The organism is Anabaena sp. FACHB-1237 (assembly GCF_014696225.1).
Classification (GTDB): Bacteria; Cyanobacteriota; Cyanobacteriia; order Cyanobacteriales; family Nostocaceae; genus FACHB-1237.
Genome location: NZ_JACJPV010000006.1, coordinates 73,296 through 100,070 on the forward strand (window position 1 = coordinate 73,296; position 26,775 = coordinate 100,070).

Consider the following 26,775-nt stretch of genomic DNA (forward strand, 5'->3'; position numbering starts at 1 on the left):
GGACAGTTTTCATGTATAAACGTTATATATAACATCTCTAGAAAGGTTGTAACTTTTACCCATGCACCCTAAAAATATATACTTATATAACAATAAATTATAATCAACTATCATCATCCAGGTAAGTTTTCCCAAAAATCACCAGATGAATAAGAAAACTGTTAAAATTCATAGATCAAGATATTGTTGATTCTGAAACCACCATATCCATCATGAGTATTAACGAAGTATTTATGCCAGCGTTGAGTTCCACCATGACCGAAGGAAAAATTGTTTCTTGGGTCAAGTCACCAGGAGATAAAGTAGAAAAAGGCGAAACAGTGGTGGTTGTCGAGTCAGATAAGGCCGACATGGATGTAGAATCCTTTTATGAAGGATATTTAGCCGAAATTATCGTTCCTGCTGGTGGTGTTGCTCCCGTAGGCGCTGCGATCGCCTATATAGTAGAAACACAAGCAGAAGTACAAAATTTTGCCTCTTCTGACCCCAGTAAAACCGCAACTGCACCCGCACCTATACCCGTACTTGCCACAGTTGGCAAAACCATAGCTGCACCTACATCTATCACGGCTAGTAAAAACGGTTCCAACCATCAAGAAGGACGAGTAGTAGTATCTCCCAGAGCGCGAAAACTCGCCAAAGAACTAAAAATAGACTTACATGGCCTCAAAGGTAGCGGTCCCTATGGTCGTATTGTAGCTGAAGATATCGAAAAAGCCACAGGTAAAACCCCAGTAGTTACCACTACAACCCCCACCGTACCACAAACACCCTTAGTCACTACCCCATCAGCCAGCACACATACCACAGCACCAGCACCAACCCCTGTATCCACTGTTCCTGGACAAGTCACACCATTTAGCACCTTACAGAATGCTGTAGTTAAGGGTATGGTAGCCAGCTTAACTGTACCTGTATTTCGTGTTAGTTACACAATAACCACTGATGCTTTAGATAAACTTTATAAACAAATTAAATCTAAAGGTGTAACAATGACCGCACTACTAGCTAAAGCTGTAGCCGTAACATTACAGAAGCATCCTTTGTTAAATGCCAGTTATTCAGATCAGGGAATAGTTAACCATTCACAAATTAACATCGCTGTAGCAGTAGCTATGGATGACGGCGGTTTAATTACACCAGTGTTACAAAATGCCGATAGTCTGGATATTTATTCAGTATCTCGCAATTGGAAATCTTTAGTAGAACGCGCTAGAAGCAAACAACTACAACCAGCAGAATATAACAGTGGTACATTTACCCTGTCTAATTTAGGAATGTTTGGTGTAGATACCTTTGATGCCATTTTACCCCCCGGACAAGGTTCTATTTTAGCAATTGGTGCATCTCGTCCCCAGATGGTAGCCACCGCAGATGGTTTATTTACTGTTCATCAACAAATGCAAGTTACTATTACCTGTGATCATCGTATTATTTACGGCGCACACGCAGCAGCATTTTTACAAGACCTAGCTAAGTTGATTGAAACTAATGCTCAATCATTAACAATGTAATTATTGTTTATTGTATTGGGTTGCGCTTTGTTTAATATTTAACCGTGTAATTGTTAGTTGTTCTGTTAGGTGATACTAACTGAATATTTTACAATTTACTTCTGAATTTTTGGGTTGGCTTGCTTTTCGCTTAATCCAACCTACTAAGCAACCATATCCCCGACTTCTTTAAGAAGTCGGGGATATCACCTATATTAATTCATAAATATTCACTTAACATAATATCTATATCATTAATAATATTTTAATTCATATATTAATTAATGTTAAGAGATGCTCATATTCCTGTCATAGATACATTTCTTAACGATCGCAATTTCTACACACTAGTTGATGGTGGTTTATTTGCTAACAATCCTACCAGTTTAGCAATGATGGAAGCATTAATTTCCTCTCAAGAACCTGGAAAAACCCCACTACAATTAAATGAAATTTTAATAGTTTCCTTGGGGACAGGTTCATTAATTCGGAAATATGCCTATGAAGATGCCAAAAAATGGGGATTATTAAAATGGGTACAACCACTAATTAATATAGTATTAGATAGTGGTAGTGAATCTGTAACTTGTCAATTAGAACAATTATTACCAGATATTCCCGGTCCAAATAAACAATATTATCGTTTTCAAGGACTGTTAAAAGGTGCTAACGATGATATGGATGATGCGACACCTAAAAATATAGAAAATCTGCTCAAGTTAACAGATAAAATTATCCAAGAAAATGGCGCAGCTATAGATCAATTAGTTGAAGTGTTGTCTCAATAGCTATCCAATAACTATCAGTTAGTCAGTTAGTCAGTTATCAGCCAAAGATAAAAAGCTGACTACTGACGGCTGACTACTTTAACATTTTTAACATTCAGAAACTTCAAAATTACGACTATTACAAACATTCATCGCTTTTTCTACTCCCTGTTTACAACTCATTTCTAAACAGTCAACCACAAAGTTTAAAACCTGTGACATAACTTGATTTTCTGTAGCTGTAAACTTGCCTAAAACGTGAGATACTGTTTGTGAATTATCTCCCTCCTTTGCCGCTTCCTTTGCACCTTTAGGTTTACCTATACCAATGCGTAAACGGGGAAAATTTTGGCTATTAAGATGGGAAATAATACTTTTCATCCCATTATGTCCACCAGCAGAACCAGATAACCTTAATCTCGTTTTACCCAAAGGTAAATCTAAATCATCATAAATTACTAAAACCGATTCTGGAGGTAGTTTATACCAACTAGTGACAGCCTGTACAGCCTGTCCTGAACGGTTCATGTAAGTTAAGGGTTTCAGTAAACGTATCCTGTGACTACCTAAAGTCATCCCTTCACCAAATTGGGCTTGAAATTTGCGATTTTCAGTTAAAGAAATTTTCCAAGCGTGGGAAATAACATCAATAGCAGCAAAACCAATATTATGACGAGTTTGATCATATTTAGGTTCAGGATTTCCTAATCCTACTATTAATTGAGGAATGATTAAAACTGGTTCTTTTGGTTCTTGTAGTTCTTTATTTTTTTCCTGCTTCATCCTTGTTTATGTTCCTGTTCAGTTTTCGTAGGTTCAATATGTTTGGTGTCTTGTTTATGATCTATTTCTGCACTAGTTTGGATAGTTTCTTTAATTTGTTCGGCTTCTTTTTTAAATTCATTTTGAAACTCATTAGAAGCCTCTTGAAAACTGCGAAGAGTTTTAGCTAAACTCCGGCCAATTTCTGGTAATTTTTTTGGACCAAATATTAATAATGCTACTACTAGAATTACCATCATTTCTGGTAAGCCAATACCAAATATATTCATGTTCATTTCTCCTATATTAATATGGGTGCAAAGCGCACTTCGTCAAATCAAAAGTCAGGCATCGGATATTCTGACTCTTAGTAGGGGTTTAGCACTGCTAAACCCCTACTAATTAACGGCTGATAGCTAACTGCTATTACACTCTTGCGAGTTCTGGCAGTCCAACTAATTGGGCACTATATTTCCACATTAGTTCACCTTTTTCATTATCTCTGGCTTGAGGTGAAACTCTTTGCACAAAAGATTCACGATCTTTCTTTTGACGGTTGCCCCAACTCCAATAAATACCTGATTGTTTGTATTCTGGATCTGCTACTACCATAGCAACACGCTGGCCAGATAATTCTTCAGATACAAAACCACCAGTAATCTTTTGTTGGAAAATGGGGAAGAGTTTCTGGAATAAGGGGTAATGATTGCGGAATAATGCTGTGGTAGCTACACAACCAGGATACAATGAACTGAAAATAATACCTGTGGATTCGTGATAACGACGATGTAACTCCCTCATGGTCAGGACGTTACACACTTTGCTATCTTTGTATGCTTTTACAGGTTCAAATTTCTTGCCATCTATCATGGAAATGGGATCTTGGAAACCTGCCGCAAAACCTTCAAAGTTGCCTAAGTCTGGTCTGGGAGGAATTTTACCACCTAATTCATCGGGATTGTGGGTAACAGTTCCTAAAATTACTAATCTTTTATCCGTTGCAGGGGACTTTTGTAAATCCTCTAACATTAAATTACATAGCAGGAAATGACTTAAGTGATTAGTGGTAACAGTTAATTCATATCCTTCAGGAGAACGTAAAGGTTGTTTTATTAAAGGCATATAAATGGCCGCATTGCAAACCAACGCTTCTAATGTTCTGCCAGTAGCACGGAAGTTATTTACAAACTGTCTTGTACTGTCTAAAGATCCTAAGTCAATGTGCATCAGAGTGTAGCTGTTTTGAGGCATTCCTACACTTTGGGCGGCTTTTTCGGCTTTGACTAAATCGCGGCAGGCCATGATCACGTGCCAATTTCCTCTATCTGCAAGGGCTTTGGCTGCTTGTAAACCGACTCCGGAGGATGCGCCGGTAATAATTACTGTTGATTTGCGTGTTTGTTCCATTGTTGAGATTTTGCGGATTTTTAGTTAAGTATTTCTATGATCTCATATCCTATTGCTAATTTCATTAGGACTTACGCAAGTGTCACACTAAAAAATCTCTTGTAAGGTGCATCAGATATCAACAATTTGGTTATTTACATGATTTATACTGTCTGATGCACCCTACCAATCTAATTTATTAATCTAGTCAACTATAGCAGTATGCACTTGAATGAGATACAACAAATTGAGGAAAAAACCTAGACATTAATAGACTTTTAATTCTGTTATTCTCTGTTCTCTGTTCCCTTTTCCCTGCTATATTTAACTAATAAATGCTGATTAATAAAAGATTGTATCCATTTTAAATACTCTAAACCTACAGTGGTAGCAATATTATTATGATCTGCTCCAGGAGCTAAAATCAAGCTTTTCGGCGTTGGAGCAACTGCATAAAGTTTTTCACTCATGAAGGATGGCACGGTACTATCGGCTGTACCATGAATGAATAAAATAGGTATTTTTAATTTGGGTAATTTATCAATGGAAGCAAATTTTTGATTGAGTAATAATTTTACTGGAAATAATGAAAATCTTTTTTGAATTGTGACCATTTCTAGAATAGATGTAAAGGAACTTTCTACAATTACACCTGCTGCTTTTGGTTGTTTAATAGCTAGGTCTATAGCGATCGCTCCCCCCAATGAATGTCCATAAATAATTATATTTTCTGGTAGTATATTTTGGGTTTTAACTAAAAAATTCCATCCTGTCATAGCATCTTCATAAACAGATTTTTCCCTGGGAAAATTCCCATCACTCCAACCATAACCACGATAATCTATTAATAATACCGAAAAGCCTAATTCATAAAATCTTTTACTATGATTAATATTGGCACTAATATTTAAACCATTGCCATGTAAATATAGCAAAACTGGAGCATTTTGTTTTGATGATTTCATCCACCAACCATGAATTTTTTCTGTTTTTCCTAATTTAGATGTTACTGGTAATCTCACATCTTGATAAGGAAGATTCAATTCCGCTGGTGTTTTTTCTATCACACGAGAAGGAAAGAAAATAAACCACCTTTGTCGCATTAGCAAAAATATACAAATACCACCGTAGCCAATTACTATAAATATCCCTATATTAAGTAATAAATCAGACAATTGTTGTAGTAGATGATTCATGCCCATATTAAAAATTTCCTATTTATTAATCAAATTGTTGCAAATCTTCCAGTTATCTTGGCAATTAATACCTTAATTTTGGCATTATGTAAAAGTCAACATTTACAAATCAAGGGATCTTATTTTCATTGCTAAAAAAGTCAAATATTCACTGAATCTCTATGATATTGATTCCACTAGTTAATCTTCTTATTGTACTATAAGATGGCAGGTTTAACTTTTTTCTTCAGCTTTACTAAAATCAGCAATTTACTTATAACTGACATTTCCTATTCATAAGCCTAAAATAATAATAGCTAGGACTACCCATAAGCTATTTTGCATGAAAAATTCACAACAGCAAGTCAAAACTGAAGACACTTTCAGGCAAGTTTTTTGTGAATTTCAGAATATACAATATATCTGCACATCAACTTAACTCCTGTCTTGTCTCTTGAGATTGCCGAAAATGCTTGACTTCTTTGAGTTTAGCGATTAAACTATTTAACATAATTTAAAATTTGAAAAGTTAGTGATCTCTTTTTGATTCTATCAAGAAAAGATCACTTTTATTTTCCTCACCCCGATATGAAAACGCCATTATTAAAAGTGAGAATCGCTGTAATAGGTGATTGTGGATTAAAATAGGATTGAAATAATGCAAACGAATTTCGTAATTATTTGTCTGAGTTATATACTAGGGCTATTATCTACGGCTTTTCCCTGGAGTGGTTTATGGATTTTACTATTAGGGATTTTTATCGCAGTAATATCTCCTCTAATTTATGCCAGATGGCGAAAATTAGCTCAAAAAGGTAACTCCAATTTTAACTTAAATATTCTATCTTGCGCTCCCCATCCTCGTATATGGATTATAGCTGGAATTATTGGCTTACTAGCAACATTATATTTTAATTGGCGTGTCCCAGTACCAGGAGAAAAAGATATTAGTAAATTTGTAATTGCTGATAGTGGTAACTTAGAACAAGTGGTAATTGTACGTGGTTTTGTAGATAGTAAACCCCGCTTAACCCGCAGTCAAAAAGGACAATTCTGGTTAAATGTAACCCAACTAGATGAAGTTACAAACGATAAAGGTGCTGTAAGTTCGCCTAAAGGTGCAACAGGTAAATTATATGTCACAGTACCAATGCTGCAAGTAACAGGTTTATACCCAGGTGAAGAGGTAGCAGTAACAGGGCTATTATACAAGCCTACAAAGCCTATAAATCCCGGTGGATTTGATTTTCAAAGGTATTTACAACAAGAGGGCTGTTTTGCCGGTTTAGTGGGTAAACAGATGAACATTTTAGATGAAGGTAAAAACTGGGGATGGTGGCAAATACGAGATAAAATTGTGCGATCGCAAGTACGCTTTTTAGGTGTACCAGAAGGTATTCTTGTCAGTGCGATGGTATTAGGTAATAAAGCGGTTGATCTACCGTATGATATTCGTGACATATTTGTTAATACTGGTTTAGCTCATGCTTTAGCTGCTTCGGGTTTTCAAACTTCCTTAATTTTGGGAGTAATTCTCACTTTAACTAAACGCAGTAGTAAGAAAATACAAATCATTTGTGGAACATTAGGTTTAATTATTTTCCTGTGTTTATCTGGCTTTGAACCCGCAATTTTAAGAGCGGTAATTATGGGTTTTGCAGCTTTACTAGGTTTGGCTTTAGGCAGAAATATTAAACAGCTAGGATCTTTGCTATTAGCAGCAACTCTGCTATTATTATTTAACCCTTTATGGATTTGGAATTTAGGTTTTCAACTGAGTTTTTTGGCCACATTAGGGTTAGTAGTCACAGCATCAGCCATTGATAAACGTTTAGATTGGATGCCTCCAGCGATCGCTTCTTTAATCTCTGTACCCTTAGCTGCTACAATGTGGACTACACCCAGATTATTAGAATTTTGTAACTCCCTAATTATTTATAGTTTACCTTTAAATATTATCGCTACCCCGTTCATTTCTGTAATTAGTTTGGGAGGAATGCTTTCTAGTTTATTCAGTGTTATTTCTCCAGATATAGGAAGCATTTTAGCCAGTTTTTTGTATTATCCAACTCACTGGTTAATTGCCATAGTAGAACTATTTGAGAACTTACCAGGAAATATAATTACAGTTGGTAGTATTTCTAATTTACAAATGTTGGCTATTTATGCTTTAATTATTATTACTTGGTTAATTAAAGGTTTCCAAAAACGCTGGTGGTTAAGTTTAATCATTGCTGTTGCGTTAATATTAGTTCCTCTGTGGTATTCCACTAATAATTTATTTCAAGTCACATTATTAGCAACTAGAAATGAACCAGTATTAGTAATTCAAGAACAAGGTAATGTTACATTGATAAATAGTGGTGACGAAGGTACAGGAAGATTCACAATTTTACCATTTTTAAGACAACAAGGCATAAATCAAATAAATAACGCCATTGCTAGTAAATTTCCTGGTTATAGCAAAGATGCGTGGTTAGAAATAATGGACAAATTACCCATCAAAAACTTCTATGAATATACTCCTAATACAGATGATCAATTAGAAACCCAAATAATTCAACAACAACTACAACAACAAAAAGGCATATATCGGCCATTACTAATTGGTCAAATGATCACCAATAAATCTACAATAATACAACTAATTGATGATCAAATACCAATTATAAAACTACAAATTTTAGATCAAAATTGGTTATTAGTAGGCAATACTCCCGCAGCACCAATTTTAGAATTAATTAAAAGTGGACAATTATCTCCTGTAGATGTTCTGTGGTGTACCTCAGAAGCATTACCAGAACTGGTTTTAGCCTTAAAACCACAAATAGCGATCGCTCCCAACAGTAACCTAGAAAATACCACATTATCCACCTTAAAAAAATCATCAACAAAGATATATTTTACAGGTAAAGATGGGGCTATTCAATGGACACCAAACCAGCAATTTTCCACCTTTATACGAAATACAGAAAATAAATCTTCAGTGTTGTGATAGCACATTTCGATCCCCAACTTCTTAAAGAAATCGGGGATCTGGGGCTTGTTTTTAATCCACAATGTGTTATAATGTCGTTAAACTGGAGAGGTGTCCGAGTGGTTGATGGTGACGCACTCGAAATGCGTTTTGGGGCAACTCAACGGGGGTTCGAATCCCCCCCTCTCCGTTATCAACATAGTAATTCAAGTAAGATACCTGCAAAACTTTGATTTAACTAAACTAATTAAATTAATTTTCATCATACCTTATCTGGGTTAATACCCAACTCTCGCAACTTTTCTGCTAAACGTGCTGCTTTTTGCTGTTCATGTTCTAATTGCCATGTTAATTGCTGGGTTTTTCCCACTATAACCAAGGGGTAAAATTGGATAATGACATATTTCATTAGGTACTAAGAGATGATAATTACCATTCTAGTTCAACAGATTGAGCCATAGTCACAGAACGTAGGTAATTAGTAAGAGATTGCATGATCTATCTATGCAATAATTAACAGTCAGGATAACAATAAATTACCATAATTACCATGTAAATGATGCACCATAAAACAGAAATGAATACAGATAAAATTAGACAGGTAATATATTTATGCTAAAGTTCTAAAACGATGGAGAAGATTAAAGAACTTATCAAAATCGAAACTTAACGGATCTACTTTTCTTCCAGACCTATCCACAGCCTTATGAGTTGTAATTCTATCATCTGGTACTTGACTTTGAGCAATTAACCAAGCCAAAGAATTATATTGTGCATCCGTGTAACCACTATGTCCTGTAATATTCTCCTTACCCCAAGCATCTGGGGGAGTTTCCAGAGAAACATGATAGGCGAAATTATTTACCGAAGGTGGTAAATTAGGATTAGTTTGCACAGTTTCCACACCATTACCACCGTCAAAAACCGAATTACCAGCGCCAAAAGCGCGTTTATCAGGAGGTACTAAATAAATTACTCTACCATCCAAAGCAATTAACGCATGATAACTGGCCTGGACATTTTCATCATTATTAGTGTTTTTAAAGAAATTAATTGCACTAGAAGCAGAATTACTGGTTTCATGAAGAACAATAATAGCTTGATTATTGACAGGATTACCATTAACATCAGTAGAATAGCGATCGCCATAATTAGTAGGATTAACCGCAACCACTTGATAACGAGGTTTATAAATAGCAAAAGCCGCAGTAGTCACATATCCACCATAAACAGGTTTAATTTTAGCAGGAGTTGGTGACACAGATTTTTCTTTCACAGCAGTTTGTTGTAAAATTTTTTGTTCTAAAGATTTTTTCTGTGTAGTAACCTGTTGAGGAGAACTTGCAAAAGATGGAACACTCATCATCGGGTATTCCCCAACCACAGGACCCGTGACAGTAGATACTAAATTACCACTTTGCTCTTTATGCCTCATCCCAAACACAAACAAACTCACAAACAAACTCACAACAATCAAAAGAATAAATATAAACCTTTTGAGCCAATCACTAAATATCATCATCTTAATCTCATACATCTAAAAAACTAAAAAAAACCCATAATATTGATTATCATTATGGAACAAAAATAGAAAATATCCTTAACCAACAGCAAAACTACCATCAAAATATGACATATTCATTCCTAGAAAGACTACATAGCCCCGAACATCCTATAATCGTCTTTGATGGCGGAATGGGAACAAACCTCCAAACCCAAAACCTCACAGCAGCAGACTTTGGAGGACCAGAATACGAAGGTTGTAACGAATATTTAGTACATACAAAACCGGAAGCAGTGGCTAAAGTCCATCGTGACTTCTTAGCAGCAGGAGCAGATGTCATTGAAACCGATACCTTTGGTGGTACATCTATTGTATTAGCAGAATATAACCTTCAAGATCAAACCTATTATCTCAATAAAACCGCAGCGGAACTAGCTAAACAAGTAGCATCAGAATTTAGCACCCCCGAAAAACCTCGCTATGTTGCTGGTTCTATCGGACCTACCACAAAACTTCCCACCTTAGGACACATCGCCTTTGACACCATGAAAATAGCTTTTGCTGAACAAGTGGAAGCATTAATAGATGGTGGAGTAGATTTATTAATAGTTGAAACCTGCCAAGACGTATTACAAATCAAAGCTGCATTGAACGGAATTGAAGAAGCATTTACTAAAAAAAGTACAAGAAAACCGATCATGGTTTCCGTGACAATGGAAAGCATGGGAACAATGTTAGTCGGCACAGAAATAGCAGCCGTTGTCACCATATTAGAACCTTACAAAATTGATATACTTGGTTTAAACTGTGCCACAGGACCAGACTTGATGAAACCCCACATCAAGTATTTATCAGAACATTCCCCCTTCGTAGTTTCCTGTATTCCCAATGCTGGCCTACCCGAAAATATTGGAGGTCAAGCACATTACAAACTTACACCCGTAGAACTACGCATGGCATTAATGCACTTTATCGAAGACTTAGGAGTGCAAGTAATTGGTGGATGTTGTGGTACAAAACCGGCACATATTCAACAATTAGCAGAAATTGCCCAAGAATTAAAACCCGCTATTAGAAAACCGATTTTAGAACCATCAGCCGCATCAATTTATACAACACAACCCTACATTCAAGATAATTCCTTCCTCATAGTGGGGGAAAGGTTAAACGCCAGTGGTTCTAAAAAATGCCGAGACTTACTGAATGCCGAAGACTGGAATGGTTTAGTCTCCATGGCACGGGAACAAGTAAAAGAAGGCGCACATATATTAGATGTCAACGTAGATTATGTTGGTCGTGACGGTGTGCGGGATATGCACGAAGTTGTTTCTCGCATAGTTAATAATGTTACCTTACCTCTGATGCTAGACTCCACAGAATGGGAGAAAATGGAAGCAGGGTTAAAAGTAGCGGGTGGTAAATGTTTACTCAATTCCACCAACTATGAAGATGGAGAACCGCGATTTTTAAAGGTCTTGGAGATTGCGAAAAAATACGGCGCGGGGGTAGTTATTGGTACAATTGATGAAGATGGCATGGCCAGAACCGCAGATAAAAAATTCGCCATTGCCCATCGTGCTTACCATCAAGCTGTAGAATATGGTATACCCGCAACTGAAATATTCTTTGACACATTAGCTTTACCTATTTCCACAGGAATAGAAGAAGATCGGGAAAATGGCAAAGCCACCATAGAGTCAATTAGACGCATTCGCCAAGAATTACCAGGATGTCATGTAATTTTAGGTGTATCAAATATATCCTTCGGTTTAAATCCAGCAGCGCGAATAGTGTTAAATTCCATGTTTTTACATGAAGCCATGAATGCTGGGATGGATGCAGCGATCGTTAGTGCCAGTAAGATATTACCTTTAGCCAAAATAGATCCGCAACATCAGGAAATTTGCTGCCAATTAATTTATGATCAACGGAGATTTGATGGTGATGTTTGCATTTATGATCCATTAGGAGAATTAACAAAAGTTTTTGCAGGAGTCAAAGCTAAACGTAATACAGGAATTGATGAAAATTTACCCATTGAAGAAAGATTAAAACGCCATATTATTGACGGAGAAAGAATAGGTTTAGAAGCACAATTAACCAAAGCATTAGAACAATATCCTCCCTTAGAAATTATCAACACATTTCTCTTAGATGGCATGAAAGTAGTAGGAGAATTATTCGGTTCTGGACAAATGCAGTTACCTTTTGTGTTGCAGTCAGCCGAAACCATGAAAGCAGCAGTGGCCTATTTAGAACCTTTCATGGAAAAATCAGAATCAGGAAATAATGCCAAAGGTAAATTTGTCATTGCTACTGTTAAAGGAGATGTTCATGATATAGGTAAAAACCTAGTAGATATCATCTTATCTAATAATGGCTATAAAGTAATCAATTTAGGCATTAAACAACCAGTAGAAAATATCATTCAAGCATACCATGAACATCAACCAGATTGTATTGCCATGAGTGGTTTACTAGTAAAATCTACTGCGTTTATGAAAGAGAACTTACAGGTTTTCAATGAACAAGGTATTACTGTCCCCGTAATTTTGGGAGGTGCAGCATTAACCCCGAAATTTGTGAATCAAGATTGTCAAAATACCTATAATGGTCAAGTAATATATGGTAAAGACGCTTTTTCTGACTTGCATTTTATGGATAAATTAATGCCAGCAAAAGCCACAGGAAATTGGGATGATATTAAAGGCTTTATGGATGAATTTGTGGAAAATACACCTCTTCCTGAAAAGGATATTTCCTCTAGTGAAAAAACTCCTGTAAAAACAGAAGTTAAGGAAATAGATACTCGTCCCTCTGAAGCTGTAGATATCAATATAGAACGTCCTCAACCTCCATTTTGGGGAACAACATTATTACAGCCAGAAGATATTTCTTTAGAAGAATTATTTTGGTATTTAGACTTACAAGCATTATTTGTTGGACAATGGCAATTTCGCAAAGCAAAAGATAAGTCAAAAGAAGAACATCAAGAATTTTTAGAACACACAGTTTACCCAATTTTAGAAATTTGGAAAAAACGCATTATTGACGAGAAATTATTACATCCCCAAGTCATTTATGGATATTTCCCCTGTCAGTCTGAAGGAAATACTTTACATATTTATGATGTGGAAACGCAAACTCAAAAAATTGCTAGTTTTGAGTTTCCGCGTCAAAAGTCTGGGAAAAGATTATGTATTGCTGATTTCTTCTTAGCTAAAGATTCTGGAATGATGGATGTATTTCCCATGCAAGCTGTTACCGTAGGGGAAGTAGCCACAGAATTTGCCCAAAAGCTATTTGCTAACAATCAATATACCGATTATTTGTATTTTCATGGTATGGCTGTACAAATAGCTGAAGCATTAGCAGAATGGACTCATGCCAGAATTAGAAAAGAGTTAGGTTTTGGGGATATTGAACCTGATAATATTCGGGATATTTTAGCACAGCGTTATCAAGGTTCACGTTACAGTTTTGGTTATCCCGCTTGTCCTAATATTCAAGATCAATTTACACAATTGCAGTTATTAAGAACTCAGAGAATTAAAATGTATATGGATGATAGTGAACAATTGTATCCAGAACAATCAACTACAGCCATTATTGCCTATCATCCTATAGCTAAGTATTTTACAGCTTAGTTAAAATCCTCGGTGAATTATATCAATAATTCACCGAGGACTTGATTAATTTTCCTACTCTTTTTTCTGTAATTTAGATCATGAATGCAAGCAAGATGCTTGCGCTACTATTTACTTGGGTTGAGGCTATGTTTCCATCCCCTTGCGGGAAAAGGTGATCAAAAACCCGTAACACAGGCATCTTGCCTGTACATCTTATAAAGTTTCCATCCCTGTTAAAATCTGATCATTTGCCAGATTATCAACTTTACAAAAGTAAACAATTACAGATTTTCTCCAATTCTCCATCAAGCCCAAAAAACAGTAATGGGGTAAAGTTTTGACATACTCACCGACCTGAAGGTATATTAAAAATCAACAAAAGCCGTCAAGCACGGGGCTTGTATCCCAGATTTTTGGTCATTGTTAAATAAGCTGTTTTACAAAACACGTATAAATTAACCATATCAAAGATATTAGGTGTAGTCTTGACAAATATTATAGAACTCTACATAAAATTAATTGGCTTAGTCTCACTAGGATTTATCTTAGGACGTAAACTACCCAGTAACACTGCTACTTATATCGGTCGCTTTCTATTTTGGATCGGAGTACCCATAACTATCATTGCGTTTTTACGCAAAACTGACTTATCAGGTCAAATTTGGATAGCACCAGCGATCGCCTATTTTGCCATGTTTATAGGAATATTATTAGCATGGTTAGCAATGAAAACCTACAGTTATTGCCGTAAAACCACCTCCCCAGTTAAAACTCAAGGTAGTGTAATTTTAGCAGCTATGGTAGGAAATACAGGCTATTTAGGTTTTCCTGTCACCTTAGCAATGGTTGGTAAAGATTATTTTGCTTGGGCGTTATTTTATGATTTACTGGGTAGTCTATTTATTGCTTATGGTGTGGGAACAGTATTAGCTGCTAAATTTGGTAACAATATTCACAACTATTTACAAATACTACAGGTCATTTTTATCAATCCCGCACTGTGGAGTTTTGGTTTTGGTGTATTATTTCGTCAAGTGACGCTTTCCCAACCCTTAGAATTTGCCTTAGATAAAATCGCTTGGGCTATTTTGGCCTTATCATTGATATTAATTGGCGTAAGAATGTCGCGCTTAACTTCTTGGGGGAATATACCCCAAGCATCCATTAGTGTTGTGATTAAAATGTTATTAGTTCCTGTGATTGTAGGGATACTATTATCATGTTTGGGTGTTACAGGTAAACCAGCACTAGTAATAATCTTACAAACAGGTATGCCTCCAGCTTTTGCTACATTGGTATTAGCAGAAACCTTCAATTTAGATCATGATTTAGCAGTGACAACTTTAGCGATGGGAGTGATAGTATTATTATTTACTTTACCTTTGTGGTTGTGGCTGTGGTAATTGACAATTAACAATTGATAATTAACAGTTGATAGTTATTTTACCAATCACCAATTACCAATTTTTGATTTTAACTCCTGGGGAGTAATATGTTCATAAAATTCAAAAGGTTGATGAATCCAGGGATTTTCCGGTAGATAAGTAGTATAGTAATCAGGAATAATCACGGAACAGGATTTATACCAAATTACTGCCGTTTTAATTTCCGTAATTGCACATTGACTATATTGTTCTAACCAAGGTATTGTTTTTTGTAGGGTAATACCAGAATCTACTAGGTCATCTACTAATAAAATGCGATCGCCCAATTTTTCCGTAGTCATAGTCAACTGTGGGGATATAATCAGACTATTCCTATCGTTTTTACTTCCATCAGCATAAGATGACGTGGCTAAAATTGCCAAAGGTAGATTATAAATACGAGAAAGAACATCTCCTACTCGTAAACCTCCCCTAGCTAAACAAACAACTTGGTTAAATTCCCAACCAGAATCATAGATATTTATTGCTAACCGTTCAATCAGATGATGATATTCTGACCAAGAAATGTAAATTTCTGACATAAATTTGTAATTTCTAGTAATTTGTCATTGATAATAAATTGATCACAAACATTAAGTAAATCGCAAATTATTTTATAATATAAACCTGGTTAATTATGAAAAATTCAGCAAAAAATTTTTATGGTGATGACAATATCGAAAACAATGCTATTTCTGAAAAACTAGATTTTAGCACTAAATTAGCTTATGGTGCTGGAGATTTAGGACCGGCTATTACCGGAAATGTTTCCATCTTTTTTCTATTAATATTTTTCACCAACGTGGCAGGTATTCCCGCAGGTTTAGCTGGTAGTATTTTAATGGTGGGTAAAATATGGGATGGTATTAATGATCCCATAGTTGGGTTATTAACGGATAACACAAAATCTACTCGTTGGGGTCGTCGTTTACCTTGGCTTTTTTATGGTGCTATTCCCTTCGGTATTTTCTTCTTTCTCCAATGGATTGTACCTCCATTTAGCAACAATCCTAATAATAATATTTGGGCGTTATTTTGGTATTATGTGCTCATTGGTATTATTGGACAAGCATTATATACAGTCGTGAGTTTACCTTATACAGCAATGACTCCTGAACTTACCCATGATTATGATGAACGTACAAGTTTAAATAGTTTTCGCTTTACTTTTTCTATTAGTGGTAGTATTTTATGTTTAATATTAGCCAAAATAGTTTTTGATGTAGTTCCTGATCCTCAATATCAATATATAGTTTTAGCTAGTGTTTGTACCATTATTTCTATCCTATCTTTATATTGGTGTGTTTTTGGCACAAAACAACGAGTGTTATTGATGGAAAATAACCGTTTACAAACTCAAGAAGAAACAGAAAATATCCCTTTCTTAACACAAATAAAAATTGCTTTTAGCAATAAACCATTTCTCTTTGTTATTGGTATCTATCTTTGTTCTTGGTTAGGGGTACAAGTCACTGCTAGTATTATTCCCTATTTTGTAGTTTACTGTATGAACATGAAAAATGCGGATGTTCCTACAGTGATGATAGCAGTACAAGCTACCGCTTTAATCATGCTATTTTTCTGGAGTAACTTAAGTAAAAAAGTTGGGAAAAAAACAGTTTATTTCTTAGGAATGAGTTTATGGATAATTGCTGCTGGAGGACTATTTTTCCTACAACCTCACCAAATTACCTTAATGTATATCATGGCAATTATGGCAGGCTTTGGTGTGTCCACAGCTTATTTAATTCCTTGGTCTATGATACCTGATGTTATAGAATTAGATGAATTACAAACAGGACAAAGACGAGAGGGTATATTTTATGGTTTTATGGTTTTATTACAAAAATTCGGTTTAGCGTTAGGACTTTTTTTAGTTGGTAATGCTTTACAAACATCGGGTTTTAAAGAGTCAATTGGAGGAGTGAATATTATACAACCAGATTCAGCACTTTTCGCTATTCGTGTCGCCGTTGGACCGATCCCAACAATTTGTTTAATATTAGGTCTAATTTTAACTTATTTCTATCCTATTACTCGGGAAATGCACGCAGAAATAATGTTACAATTAGCGGAAAAACACCAAAAAAATAAGCACAAACCAACTACAAAGTAGTGAGAATAAGGGACGATCAATGAATAATAATATTAATAATTATCACAATGGGGAAAACTCGAATGGTAAATTGGATTTTACTACCAAATTATCCTATGGTATTGGTACTTTAGGACAATCTATGGCAGGCAATATGACTGCTATATTTATGTTAACTTTCTTTACTAATGTAGCAGGTATTTCCCCAGGTTTAGCCGGTGCTATTTTATTAATTGGTAAAGTTTGGGATGCAGTTAATGACCCTTTAATTGGATGGTTAAGTGATCAAACAAAATCTCTTCGTTGGGGTCGTCGTTTATCTTGGATTGTCTATGGTACTATACCATTTGCTTTATTTCGTTTTTTACAGTGGCTTGTACCTTCATTCAATCAGAATCAAAATAGTAATGTTGGTTTATTATTTTGGTATTATGTTGTGATAGGAATTATTGCCGAAGCATTATTTACAGCAGTAAGTTTACCTTATGGTGCAATGACTCCTGAATTAACTCAAGATTATGATGAACGTACTAGTTTAAATAGCTTTCGCTTTACATTTTCTATTATTGGTGAAATCTCATCATTAATTTTAGTACAAATTATTTTTTCTCATCCTATTTTTACAAATCTACAGATAAAAAATCAATATTTGTTATTGGCAGGAATTTTTAGTGTAGTGACAATTATATGTTTATATTGGTGTGTTTGGCAAACACGCGATCGCTTACTTTTATTTGAAAAACAACATATTCATAACCAGGAATTAGAACATATTCCTTTCACAGAACAATTAAAAAATCTTTGGGATAATAAACCTTTTCTATTCGTAATTATTATTTTCCTCTGTTCTTGGTTAGGGGCAAATATTACAGCCACAATTTTTCCCTATTTTGTGATTTATTTGATGAAGTTACCACCATCTCATATTCCACAATTAATGATTGTTGTCCAAGTAACAGCTTTAATAATGTTATATTGTTGGAGTTATTTAAGTAAAGAATATGGTAGGAAAAGTGTTTATTTCTTAGGTATTGGTATTTGGATAATTGCTTCCTTTGGGATATTTTTCTTGCAACCTCAACAAATGTATGTTACGTATTTACTGTGTGTGATGGTAGGTTGTGGATTATCTACAGCTTATTTAATACCTTGGTCAATGATTACTGATGTGATAGATTTAGATGAGTTGAATCATGGCCAAAGACGAGAAGGAATATTTTATGGTTTTGTGGTTTTTCTGCAAAAATTAGTATTAGCTTTAGGAATATTTTTGGTTAGTTATGGTTTAGAAATCTCTGGTTTTCAAGCGGGAACTGGAGAAACACTTATTGTACAACCTGAATCTGCATTATTAGGTATTCGTTTAGTAATAAGTCCACTAACCATGATATTTTTAATTTTGGGTTTACTAGTAAATTACTTTTATCCCTTAACTCGTGAAATTCATGCAGAAATCATGTTACAACTTAAAGAACGCCATCATCAAGATAATGTTTAGTTGTAAAAACCTAATCCTTTCTTAATTTATATCCACTAAATAGTAGCTACTGTCTTGAATGTCAAGCGATCGCTACAAACTACACACTGATTTAGATCAGTCCCTAATTTAATTGATAGCTGTTTTAGCCTTGATTCCATAATCTAAAGCTATTTCTTCTGTGGTATCCAGTTCATCAGCAATATCTTTTATGACCTTAGATAGTAATGAATCTTGATCAGCATACGGTCTAACCAGTGATTGTATCGCAAGAGACGGATCGTAATATATTGTTCTCCTACTCACTTGAAAAAATTCTATTAATTCAGGAATTGTCACTCCTTTATAGCTCAATAAAATACAATGCGCTCTTTGTCTAACTTGATAATGTCTACTTTGCTTGTATATTCTATTTAATAATTTGGCAGTATCAAAAGTTAAATCTCTAATAAATCGCATGATTGTTCCTACTTATTACTGTTCATAAGATACTTTATCACTTTATGTTTCTAATGTGCAATTTATTTTGCACGACTACTTACTAAAAAAACAAGTCACAACCAAAAAATAAAAGGTGGGTTAAACTTTCGCCAACCCACCTCAAAAAACTCTCCGTGCCTCTGCGCCTCTGCGTGAGAAAACCTAACCCAAAACGAAATTAACCAACTTACCAGGAACGACAATTACCTTCTTAATTTCCTTCCCTTCAATATAGCGCTGTGCAACTTCAGATTCTCGCGCATATTTTTCCAAACCAGCCTTATCTAACTGGGAAGGAACTTGAATAGAACCGCGAGTTTTACCCATAATTTGAATTACCAAAGTAATTTCATCAGCTATTAACGCCGCAGGATCAAAACTTGGCCAATTTTCCTGATGCACAGAATTTGTATTCCCCAATAATTGCCATAATTCATCAGCAATATGAGGCGCGAAAGGTGCTAATAAAATCACTAACGTTTTAATCCCTTCCGCGTAAATTGGTGAATTTTTTAAATTAGCATCATTTAACCCATTACTTAATTTCATCAATTCGGAAATTGCGGTATTAAATTGATATTCGTCTTCCACATCTTCCGTAATTGCTTGAATTGCTAAATGAATGATTCTTCTTAAATCTTTTTCCCCTTTATCTAACTTATCAACTTCTACTTTTTGTTTACAAACTCCTGCATTTACATAATCTGTAACCAATCTCCAAACCCGATGTAAAAACCTAAATTGTCCCTCCACATCTGCTTCATCCCATTCTAAATCTTTCTCTGGAGGTGCTTTAAATAAAATGAACATCCGCGCTGTATCTACACCATATTTAGCAATCACATCCTCCGGTGCTACACCATTTCCTTTAGATTTAGACATAGTAGCATATAACTTTTGTAAAGGTTCTCCTGTTTTCGGATCTACAGGATTATTCGCATCTACTAAATAGGAAGGTATCCATTTATCTTTACCTCCCTTATTAGGATTCATGTAAGTTAAACCCTGAACCATTCCTTGAGTTAATAACTTTTTAAAAGGTTCATCAAAGTTATATAAACCCCGATCTCTTAATACTTTGGTAAAGAAACGAGAATACAATAAATGTAAAATTGCGTGTTCAATTCCGCCCACATATTGATCTACAGGCATCCAATCATTTACCATGTCAGAATTGAAGATTTGCTGCTCATTTTTGGCATCTACATAACGCAGAAAATACCAAGAAGAATCAACAAAAGTATCCATAGTATCTGTTTCTCTTTTTGCAGGAGTACCACAACTTGGACAAGGTACATTTACCCAATCTTCCATTTGTGCTAAAGGTGAACCTCCGCGTCCTGTAAATTCTACTTCTTCTGGTAAAATTACAGGTAAATCTTGCTCTGGTACGGGGACAATTCCACATTCAGGACAGTGAATTACAGGAATAGGTGCGCCCCAATATCTTTGACGGGAAATTAACCAATCTCTGAGGCGATATTGTACTCTTAATTTACCGAAGTTTTGCTTTTCGGCATATTCTGTAATTGCTGTTTTTGCTACTACTGAATTAATACCATTAAATTCACCTGAGTTAACTAAAATTCCTGGTTCTGTGTAGGCTGCGGTTAATATTTCTTCTGTGCTATTTTCAGGAACAATTACTACTTTAATGGGCAAATTTTGCTCTTTAGCAAATTTAAAATCCCGAACATCATGCGCTGGTACTCCCATAACCGCACCTGTACCATATTCATAGAGTACATAGTCAGCGATTAAAATAGGAATGGATTCGCCATTAAAGGGATTAATTGCTTTAGCACCTGTAAAAATACCCCGTTTGGGTTTATCTTCCGCAGTGCGTTCTAATTCGCTTTGATTACTAACTTCTTTAATAAAGGCTTCAACGGCGGCTTTTTGGTCTGATGTGGTGACAATTTGAGTTAAAGGGTGTTCTGGGGCTAATACGACGTAGCTAACACCATAAACGGTATCAGGACGAGTGGTATAAACACCTATTTTTTCATCACTACCCACAATGGGAAATTCTAAATATGCACCTGTGGATTTTCCTATCCAGTTGGCTTGCATTAATTTAACTCGTTCTGGCCAACCTGTTAATTTATCTAAGTCGTTGAGTAGTTCTTCAGCATAGTCCGTAATTTTAAAAAACCACTGTCTTAGTAATTTACGTTCTACTATTGCGCCAGAACGGAAACCTCTACCTTCACTGTCAACTTGTTCGTTAGCTAATACTGTTTGATCTACTGGGTCCCAATTTACGGCCGCTTCTTTTTGATAAGCTAAACCTGCTGCTAAAAGTTGTAAAAATATCCATTGTGTCCACTTATAATAATCTGGTGAACAGGTAGCAATTTCACATTCCCAATCTAAGGATAAACCCAGACGTTGTAACTGTTGCTTCATTTGGACAATGTTTTGATATGTCCATTTTGCAGGAGGTACACCGCGATCTATGGCGGCATTTTCCGCAGGTAAACCAAAGGCATCCCATCCCATTGGATGTAATACTCTATACCCTTGCATTTTTTTCAGGCGACCTATTACGTCTGTAATTGTGTAGTTACGAACGTGACCCATGTGCAAGCTACCGGAGGGGTAAGGGAACATGGAAAGGGCATAAAATTTAGGTTTGCTTTTATCTTTATCTGTTTTATCTAAGCCGATTTCTAACCATTTTTTCTGCCATTTATCTTCTATATTTTCTGGGTTGTATCGAGACTCCACAATGAAAACTCCTGATGTGATTACTTGGTTTCGCTATTTTGGCATAATATAGACTACAGATACAGCCATTTAGCCTGATGAAGTTTTTGTTGTTGAAAGATACAAAATTTAGATAAAATTATGTTTGACGGTAACAAGTAGTTATTGTATGATAGACACATAGATTTTTGCAGGGACTGGAGCGAGGTCAAAAACCCTGGTTTCTACTTACCTAATCCCCGCAAGGGGACTGAAACTTACCTTTAGCGATAAAGTCATCCCATTCTCTACCGTTTCTAAACCATTAATCCCCAGTCAGAATCACAGATTAGACGGATTAAAGGATTTCACAGATTTTACATACAGCATATTAGAAGTTTATGAAAGACAGTCACAGATTAAACTTCAATTTTTCAAACTACCTTCTAAATCTGAAACTATATCAGATAATCTAATCCGTGCAATCCTTTAATCCCTATAATCCGCGATTCTGACTTTTTACTTTACACATTGTAAATTTTTTTAGTGCAAACCCTAAATATTTTTATCTGATAAATGTACGCTGGGAGTTAAACTCATTAAATCATTAATGTTTCGTTCTATGGTATTACAAATAGTATCCAATGGTAAATCATTAGCATCATAACCAAAAGGATTTTCTATTTCTAATCCTATAGCTTCAATTCCTAATAATGTAAAACTAACTAAGGCTGTAATTATTCCAGTCCACCATCCTAAATTTTGTACTATTTGAAATGGTAATAAGAAACAATATAATAATAACAGTTGTTTGAGATGAATGGCGTAAGCTAAAGGCATTGGTGTTCTTAAAATTCGTTCACAAGCCCCTAAATTATCCACTAATATATTCAGTAGTTCCTGCATGGATGTTAATTGATAACTATTCAAGCAATTACGACTATATTCTATTTGTAAATAATCTCCAATCCAAAAAGCAACTTCTAAGGGAGGGTTAGTTGTCAATCTTAATTTACTATATTTAGATTCTGACATGAAAGGTTCTAAATGATCTTTGATTTCTTCTCCTCGCAAATGCAATTTTGTAGATATGGCAAAAGCAATTAATAACTTTAATGCAGCGATTTTATTATCTTTATCTTCTATTCCCCTTTCGTCGATAGCTACCCAAATTTGTCTAGCTAAATTGCGGGTTGTGTTAACTATTGAACCCCATATTTTTCTACCTTCCCAAAATCTTTCATAAGCTGTATTAGTTCTAAAGACTAGTAACAAACCTAAAACTATGCTAGGAATTACACTGCCTAAAATCGGTTGAGAAACGGGTAATTTATAATAGTAAAGTATGGAGACTAATATACCAAATATGCCACATAAAATCACTCTTTGATAAATAGCACCTATCACTGAACCCTTGACTTTTAATGCAGTCTGAAACCATGTACGTTCTTTAGTCATGTTTTTGATTACATTGATAAATAAAAATTACAAAAATTATAAATTGATATATTAATAATTGTCAATTATTAATTGTCAATTATCAATTATCAATTATCAGTATTGCTGAACTCAGGTATGAAATTGAGAAGTTCAAAATTTGAAACTTTGCATCTAACGCACTGACAGTGCTTCACTTCGCTGATACGCGAAACAAAATTCATACTGCCATTATGCAATGCCCAATTTTCATGCTATGATTAAGAAACTAATGCTAATTGTTGTTCACGTTTAGTTGCTATTTGACTACGCAATTTTGCTAAAATTAGTTTGGTTCTTGCTGATTTTGGTTCTATATATCCTAACCGCAAAAGTTCTCTAATATCTTTTCTTCTGGCTGGTATTTTAGTACCTAAAATATAATCCGCTAAAGGAAAGACAATATTGTAATTTTTATTAGTAAATTGATGGTGCATATAATGATGAACTGCTAACCATTTATAAATTCCCCAATTACTAAAAAATGCTGGTGTAGGTAAGTGCATTTGTGTATGGATAGTATTCCAGACATTGCCATGTATTAATAACATTACTATAAATGTTATACCACATATTGGTGATACTGCAAAAAATAAGGCGTTGATCGGTAATAAGCAAGTCATGATGATGATCACATCAAGTGTCCTAAATCTAATATTATCATTACGCCCTGCTTCATTGGGTTCAAAGTCAAAGTCTCGATACCAAATACCATGATGTCTGATAGCATGACCTTCAAAAATATCTTCAAATATAGGATATTTCTTATAAAACCATTTTGGTAATGTTTTTTTATGCATTACCCTTGAGTGCATTTGATGTTCTGTAAAGGAAAATACAATCTCCGATACTACAATAGATCCGATAATAGATACAAGTAGAGATAACAGCATGAAATTTTTCAGTGTGGGATGAAGTTTAACCAGCACTGATGAATAGTACCAGATGCAATGCTGAAAATCAATTAATACTTTATTAAATTCATAATATTCTATTACTAATCCAAATTGCTAAGAGTCAGTATTATGTAGGGGTTTAGCATTGCTAAACCCCTACAAGGTTCTATGAGAATGTTATTATAAATTATTTATATGTGCCTTATTAGACATTAAAGAACGCCCATAAAATTTTAGCATACGTAACCACCTCATCCAAATTCTTGCGGGTTTGTCAAAAAAGGTAAAAATATCACCAAAGCCTAAGTTAGTTTTTCGATGATGTAGCCAATGTTGTTCTGGTGTGGTAATACGTAATAACTGACATACAACTATAATAGGATGTGGTGTGTTCCAACCTAAGGATGTGGTGTGTCTCCACCATACATGAATCTGACCTAATACTAAACCACTAATAACACCCCAATGCGATAAATTCCACAATAATACTGCTACCAATAAATAAGGTAATGCTCCTAAAATTCCATCTAACAGTACAGGGAAGTTTAATGTTAAAATGGCATAGTGACGGAAATTCTTTTTGCAGGAGTGGTGCGTTGTCAAGTGCAGGCTACCAAAAATGTGTTCTGGGACATGATAAACAAAGGTAGAAAGAAAATCACCAAGGAATAATAATAGCCAAGCAATAACAACAGTCTCAAGCATTTCAACTCCTGAAATATTCTGCGGTTGACAATTTAATGATTATTTTCTAACTTAGCGATCGCTCCTAAGCAAAGATTAAGTTAAGATCAATAAAAATTTAGGTTAACTTACCTAAATTGTTCCTGTTCCTCATCAAAATAAGGTAATTAGAACAATGCCCAAATGGAAATTAATTACAGAATTTAGTTTTGATAGTGCTCACTATATTAAGGATTATAATGGTCCTTGTGGTAGAATGCACGGACACAATTATAAGGTAAAAATTGAAGTACAATCATCTAGTTTACATTCTTCAGAATATTGTCCCCATCCTGTGATGGTAGCTGATTTTAAAAGTTTACGTTGGGCAAAAAAAGATGTGACTCAAGGAGGTTTAGATCATTGTATATTAAATGAAGTCTTACCTCCTGAATATGAAACTACAGCAGAAATGATTGCTAAATATATTTATGATGAAACCAAAAAAAGATTATCTCCAGATATTAAGCTAAAAGTTGCTGTATCAGAAACTCCTAATTCTTGGGCTGAATATGAGGACGATTAGTCATACAATAAATTAGATTAATAACTTATAACAAGGATTTGTTCAACCAATTACTGATACAAATCCATATTAGTTAATTAGGTTAATTTTCGTGAGGTAAAATGAATAGCTGATTGTTGAACGATATAAAGTTAAAAAGTTAAAAATTGCTGTAAATAGCAAGAAACACTAAAAATAATTATCCCTAAAAATAAGGGAATGATTTGTTGAAATTGTACTTGGCGTTTTTGGAAAATTTCGCCACAAACAGTGACAATACCCAGAGGCCATAATACAGTAGTAATGATCAACATGATCAAAGATAAAAACTTTTCTTCTGGGGTAGATGTGGGGTTTTTCCCCAGAAAAATTAACCAATTTATCAAAAAATACACTGTCATTAATATGTAGGTAATTATTAATGGTAACTGAATTTCATTCATATTGCTACAGATGGGAATTAGAAGAAGAGCGATAACTATAACCGACGTAAGAATCTTTTTGAATGTACTGTTTAATACTATCAAAATCTATAAATTCGTCAGCTACATCTATTAAATGATCACTGGTGGTACTTTGTAAACCAATAACTTCTATTCTTGCTCCTGCATTACTGACTGTATTTACAGCATAGGATAAATCACCATCTCCACTAACTAAAATTGCTGTGTCGTAATAGGGAGCTAAAGTAATCATATCAACAGCAATTTCTACATTAAGATTTGGTTTTTTATAACTATCTATAATCACGCTCATATCTTTAGTCACTACCCGATAACCATTACGGCGCATCCATAGCAGAAAACCCTGTTGTTTTTCGTTGCCATTATCTATGCCGGTATAAAAGAAAGCTCTTAATAAACGAGAGGTTTTTGTCAACCGACAAAGTAATTTTACATAGTCAATTTCAATGCCTAATTGTAAGGCCGCATGAAATAAGTTTAAACCATCAATAAATATGGCCACTCTGCCACGATTTTCTTCTTCTGTAGCCATATTTTTCGGTGTTGTATTTGTTTCCTTGGGTTTCACTGTAGCTTTTATATTTGGTCCTTGCCACTGAGGTTTTTCTTTGAGTTCTTTATACTCGTTCGCTCTTTTGCTATGATCGAATTGCATGATACCTCTCAATGTTAAATCGTGAATGTTGTGGATAAATTAGCAAGTGTAAACAATTGTAGTTTGTCTGCAATTAATTATAATTAACTAATTGTGGCACTGGGAACTGTTTAAGGACACTATAAAATAAGTTTTATTCACTTGCTATTCACTTGCTAGTCATTCCCTGTTGTATGAAATGTCTCAAATCTTTAGTCTT

22 protein-coding genes and 1 tRNA gene are annotated in these 26,775 nt (G+C 34.9%); 9 read left to right on the forward strand and 14 right to left on the reverse strand.

What is annotated here, in order from left to right; genetic code table 11:
• Positions 1-212: 212 nt before the first annotated feature.
• Both H6F32_RS04685 and H6F32_RS04690 read left to right on the forward strand, forming a co-directional pair.
• Positions 213-1,514: a dihydrolipoamide acetyltransferase family protein gene (locus H6F32_RS04685; RefSeq protein WP_190368178.1), complete on the forward strand. Its 1,302-nt coding sequence runs from the start codon at positions 213-215 to the stop codon at positions 1,512-1,514.
• 263 nt (positions 1,515-1,777) lie between these two features.
• Positions 1,778-2,281: a hypothetical protein gene (locus H6F32_RS04690; protein ID WP_190368179.1), complete on the forward strand. Its 504-nt coding sequence runs from the start codon at positions 1,778-1,780 to the stop codon at positions 2,279-2,281.
• An 87-nt stretch (positions 2,282-2,368) separates the two neighbouring features.
• On the opposite strand, the gene pth is transcribed toward H6F32_RS04690, so the two are convergent.
• The 4 genes from pth to H6F32_RS04710 all read right to left on the reverse strand — a co-directional run bounded on the left by pth (position 2,369) and on the right by H6F32_RS04710 (position 5,610).
• Positions 2,369-3,043, reverse strand: coding sequence for an aminoacyl-tRNA hydrolase (pth, locus tag H6F32_RS04695; RefSeq protein WP_190368180.1), 675 nt, complete (start codon positions 3,041-3,043; stop codon positions 2,369-2,371).
• Entirely contained in the window at positions 3,040-3,312 is a 273-nt protein-coding gene (locus H6F32_RS04700) for a TatA/E family twin arginine-targeting protein translocase (protein WP_190368181.1), read from the reverse strand. Before H6F32_RS04700 ends, pth begins: the two co-directional genes overlap by 4 nt.
• Before the next feature lie 136 nt (positions 3,313-3,448).
• The gene (locus H6F32_RS04705) at positions 3,449-4,429 is read right to left on the reverse strand and encodes a protochlorophyllide reductase (RefSeq protein ID WP_190368182.1); all 981 of its coding nucleotides are present in this window, start codon (positions 4,427-4,429) and stop codon (positions 3,449-3,451) included.
• Positions 4,430-4,695: 266 nt separating this feature from the next.
• Positions 4,696-5,610 carry an alpha/beta fold hydrolase gene (locus tag H6F32_RS04710; RefSeq protein WP_313926391.1) on the reverse strand — a complete coding sequence of 305 codons (915 nt, stop codon included), beginning with the start codon at positions 5,608-5,610 and terminating at the stop codon, positions 4,696-4,698.
• A 628-nt stretch (positions 5,611-6,238) separates the two neighbouring features.
• On the opposite strand from H6F32_RS04710, the gene H6F32_RS04715 reads away from it, so the two are divergent.
• Both H6F32_RS04715 and H6F32_RS04720 read left to right on the forward strand, forming a co-directional pair.
• Positions 6,239-8,578: a ComEC/Rec2 family competence protein gene (locus tag H6F32_RS04715; protein ID WP_190368262.1), complete on the forward strand. Its 2,340-nt coding sequence runs from the start codon at positions 6,239-6,241 to the stop codon at positions 8,576-8,578.
• Between the two features lie 87 nt (positions 8,579-8,665).
• Positions 8,666-8,750 (forward strand) — tRNA-Ser (locus tag H6F32_RS04720).
• A 72-nt stretch (positions 8,751-8,822) separates the two neighbouring features.
• On the opposite strand, the gene H6F32_RS04725 is transcribed toward H6F32_RS04720, so the two are convergent.
• Together H6F32_RS04725 and H6F32_RS04730 are read right to left on the reverse strand one after the other, a co-directional pair.
• A complete protein-coding gene (locus H6F32_RS04725; RefSeq protein WP_190368183.1) occupies positions 8,823-8,969 on the reverse strand; it encodes a hypothetical protein in 147 nt (48 codons plus the stop codon).
• Positions 8,970-9,170: 201 nt separating this feature from the next.
• Positions 9,171-10,079, reverse strand: coding sequence for an N-acetylmuramoyl-L-alanine amidase (locus H6F32_RS04730; protein ID WP_190368263.1), 909 nt, complete (start codon positions 10,077-10,079; stop codon positions 9,171-9,173).
• A gap of 110 nt (positions 10,080-10,189) precedes the next feature.
• On the opposite strand from H6F32_RS04730, the gene metH reads away from it, so the two are divergent.
• Together metH and H6F32_RS04740 are read left to right on the forward strand one after the other, a co-directional pair.
• Positions 10,190-13,711, forward strand: coding sequence for a methionine synthase (metH, locus tag H6F32_RS04735; RefSeq protein WP_190368184.1), 3,522 nt, complete (start codon positions 10,190-10,192; stop codon positions 13,709-13,711).
• Between the two features lie 467 nt (positions 13,712-14,178).
• The gene (locus tag H6F32_RS04740) at positions 14,179-15,096 is read left to right on the forward strand and encodes an AEC family transporter (protein ID WP_190368185.1); all 918 of its coding nucleotides are present in this window, start codon (positions 14,179-14,181) and stop codon (positions 15,094-15,096) included.
• A 47-nt stretch (positions 15,097-15,143) separates the two neighbouring features.
• On the opposite strand, the gene H6F32_RS04745 is transcribed toward H6F32_RS04740, so the two are convergent.
• Positions 15,144-15,659, reverse strand: a complete 516-nt coding sequence (locus H6F32_RS04745; protein WP_190368186.1) for a phosphoribosyltransferase — start codon at positions 15,657-15,659, stop codon at positions 15,144-15,146.
• Between the two features lie 95 nt (positions 15,660-15,754).
• Between H6F32_RS04745 and H6F32_RS04750 the strand changes: the two genes are divergently transcribed.
• Both H6F32_RS04750 and H6F32_RS04755 read left to right on the forward strand, forming a co-directional pair.
• On the forward strand, positions 15,755-17,233 hold the full coding sequence (locus H6F32_RS04750; RefSeq protein WP_190368187.1) for an MFS transporter: 1,479 nt from the start codon (positions 15,755-15,757) through the stop codon (positions 17,231-17,233).
• A 19-nt stretch (positions 17,234-17,252) separates the two neighbouring features.
• A complete protein-coding gene (locus H6F32_RS04755; RefSeq protein WP_190368188.1) occupies positions 17,253-18,710 on the forward strand; it encodes an MFS transporter in 1,458 nt (485 codons plus the stop codon).
• A 108-nt stretch (positions 18,711-18,818) separates the two neighbouring features.
• Here the strand turns inward: H6F32_RS04755 and H6F32_RS04760 are convergent, their stop codons facing one another.
• The 5 genes from H6F32_RS04760 to H6F32_RS04780 all read right to left on the reverse strand — a co-directional run bounded on the left by H6F32_RS04760 (position 18,819) and on the right by H6F32_RS04780 (position 24,934).
• Complete coding sequence (locus tag H6F32_RS04760; protein WP_190368189.1) at positions 18,819-19,148, reverse strand: helix-turn-helix domain-containing protein; 330 nt, start codon at positions 19,146-19,148, stop codon at positions 18,819-18,821.
• Between the two features lie 183 nt (positions 19,149-19,331).
• Positions 19,332-21,899 (reverse strand): leucine--tRNA ligase, encoded by a 2,568-nt coding sequence (gene leuS / locus H6F32_RS04765; RefSeq protein WP_190368190.1) that lies wholly within the window; start codon positions 21,897-21,899, stop codon positions 19,332-19,334.
• A gap of 513 nt (positions 21,900-22,412) precedes the next feature.
• Complete coding sequence (locus tag H6F32_RS04770; protein WP_190368191.1) at positions 22,413-23,315, reverse strand: bestrophin family protein; 903 nt, start codon at positions 23,313-23,315, stop codon at positions 22,413-22,415.
• A 239-nt stretch (positions 23,316-23,554) separates the two neighbouring features.
• Positions 23,555-24,226, reverse strand: a complete 672-nt coding sequence (locus tag H6F32_RS04775; protein WP_190368192.1) for a hypothetical protein — start codon at positions 24,224-24,226, stop codon at positions 23,555-23,557.
• 183 nt (positions 24,227-24,409) lie between these two features.
• A complete protein-coding gene (locus tag H6F32_RS04780) occupies positions 24,410-24,934 on the reverse strand; it encodes a sterol desaturase family protein (protein WP_190368193.1) in 525 nt (174 codons plus the stop codon).
• A gap of 154 nt (positions 24,935-25,088) precedes the next feature.
• Here H6F32_RS04780 and H6F32_RS04785 point away from each other — a divergent pair, with 154 nt between their 5' ends.
• The gene (locus H6F32_RS04785; protein ID WP_190368194.1) at positions 25,089-25,478 is read left to right on the forward strand and encodes a 6-carboxytetrahydropterin synthase; all 390 of its coding nucleotides are present in this window, start codon (positions 25,089-25,091) and stop codon (positions 25,476-25,478) included.
• Between the two features lie 131 nt (positions 25,479-25,609).
• Here the strand turns inward: H6F32_RS04785 and H6F32_RS04790 are convergent, their stop codons facing one another.
• Together H6F32_RS04790 and H6F32_RS04795 are read right to left on the reverse strand one after the other, a co-directional pair.
• Complete coding sequence (locus tag H6F32_RS04790; RefSeq protein WP_190368195.1) at positions 25,610-25,900, reverse strand: hypothetical protein; 291 nt, start codon at positions 25,898-25,900, stop codon at positions 25,610-25,612.
• A gap of 4 nt (positions 25,901-25,904) precedes the next feature.
• Positions 25,905-26,576, reverse strand: coding sequence for an NYN domain-containing protein (locus H6F32_RS04795; protein WP_190368196.1), 672 nt, complete (start codon positions 26,574-26,576; stop codon positions 25,905-25,907).
• Positions 26,577-26,775 lie beyond the last annotated feature (199 nt).

Bases quoted from the DNA above. Each gene is read 5' to 3' on its own strand.
- H6F32_RS04725 (WP_190368183.1), bottom strand. From the start codon at position 8,969: ATGAAATATGTCATTATCCAATTTTACCCCTTGGTTATAGTGGGAAAA.
- H6F32_RS04730 (WP_190368263.1), bottom strand. From the start codon at position 10,079: ATGATATTTAGTGATTGGCTCAAAAGGTTTATATTTATTCTTTTGATT.
- pth (WP_190368180.1), bottom strand. From the start codon at position 3,043: ATGAAGCAGGAAAAAAATAAAGAACTACAAGAACCAAAAGAACCAGTT.
- H6F32_RS04690 (WP_190368179.1), top strand. From the start codon at position 1,778: ATGTTAAGAGATGCTCATATTCCTGTCATAGATACATTTCTTAACGAT.
- H6F32_RS04790 (WP_190368195.1), bottom strand. From the start codon at position 25,900: ATGAATGAAATTCAGTTACCATTAATAATTACCTACATATTAATGACA.
- H6F32_RS04700 (WP_190368181.1), bottom strand. From the start codon at position 3,312: ATGAATATATTTGGTATTGGCTTACCAGAAATGATGGTAATTCTAGTA.
- H6F32_RS04775 (WP_190368192.1), bottom strand. From the start codon at position 24,226: ATGCTGTTATCTCTACTTGTATCTATTATCGGATCTATTGTAGTATCG.
- H6F32_RS04760 (WP_190368189.1), bottom strand. From the start codon at position 19,148: ATGCGATTTATTAGAGATTTAACTTTTGATACTGCCAAATTATTAAAT.
- H6F32_RS04795 (WP_190368196.1), bottom strand. From the start codon at position 26,576: ATGCAATTCGATCATAGCAAAAGAGCGAACGAGTATAAAGAACTCAAA.
- H6F32_RS04755 (WP_190368188.1), top strand. From the start codon at position 17,253: ATGAATAATAATATTAATAATTATCACAATGGGGAAAACTCGAATGGT.
- H6F32_RS04685 (WP_190368178.1), top strand. From the start codon at position 213: ATGAGTATTAACGAAGTATTTATGCCAGCGTTGAGTTCCACCATGACC.
- H6F32_RS04785 (WP_190368194.1), top strand. From the start codon at position 25,089: ATGCCCAAATGGAAATTAATTACAGAATTTAGTTTTGATAGTGCTCAC.
- H6F32_RS04705 (WP_190368182.1), bottom strand. From the start codon at position 4,429: ATGGAACAAACACGCAAATCAACAGTAATTATTACCGGCGCATCCTCC.
- H6F32_RS04770 (WP_190368191.1), bottom strand. From the start codon at position 23,315: ATGACTAAAGAACGTACATGGTTTCAGACTGCATTAAAAGTCAAGGGT.
- H6F32_RS04750 (WP_190368187.1), top strand. From the start codon at position 15,755: ATGAAAAATTCAGCAAAAAATTTTTATGGTGATGACAATATCGAAAAC.
- H6F32_RS04710 (WP_313926391.1), bottom strand. From the start codon at position 5,610: ATGGGCATGAATCATCTACTACAACAATTGTCTGATTTATTACTTAAT.
- metH (WP_190368184.1), top strand. From the start codon at position 10,190: ATGACATATTCATTCCTAGAAAGACTACATAGCCCCGAACATCCTATA.
- H6F32_RS04780 (WP_190368193.1), bottom strand. From the start codon at position 24,934: ATGCTTGAGACTGTTGTTATTGCTTGGCTATTATTATTCCTTGGTGAT.
- H6F32_RS04745 (WP_190368186.1), bottom strand. From the start codon at position 15,659: ATGTCAGAAATTTACATTTCTTGGTCAGAATATCATCATCTGATTGAA.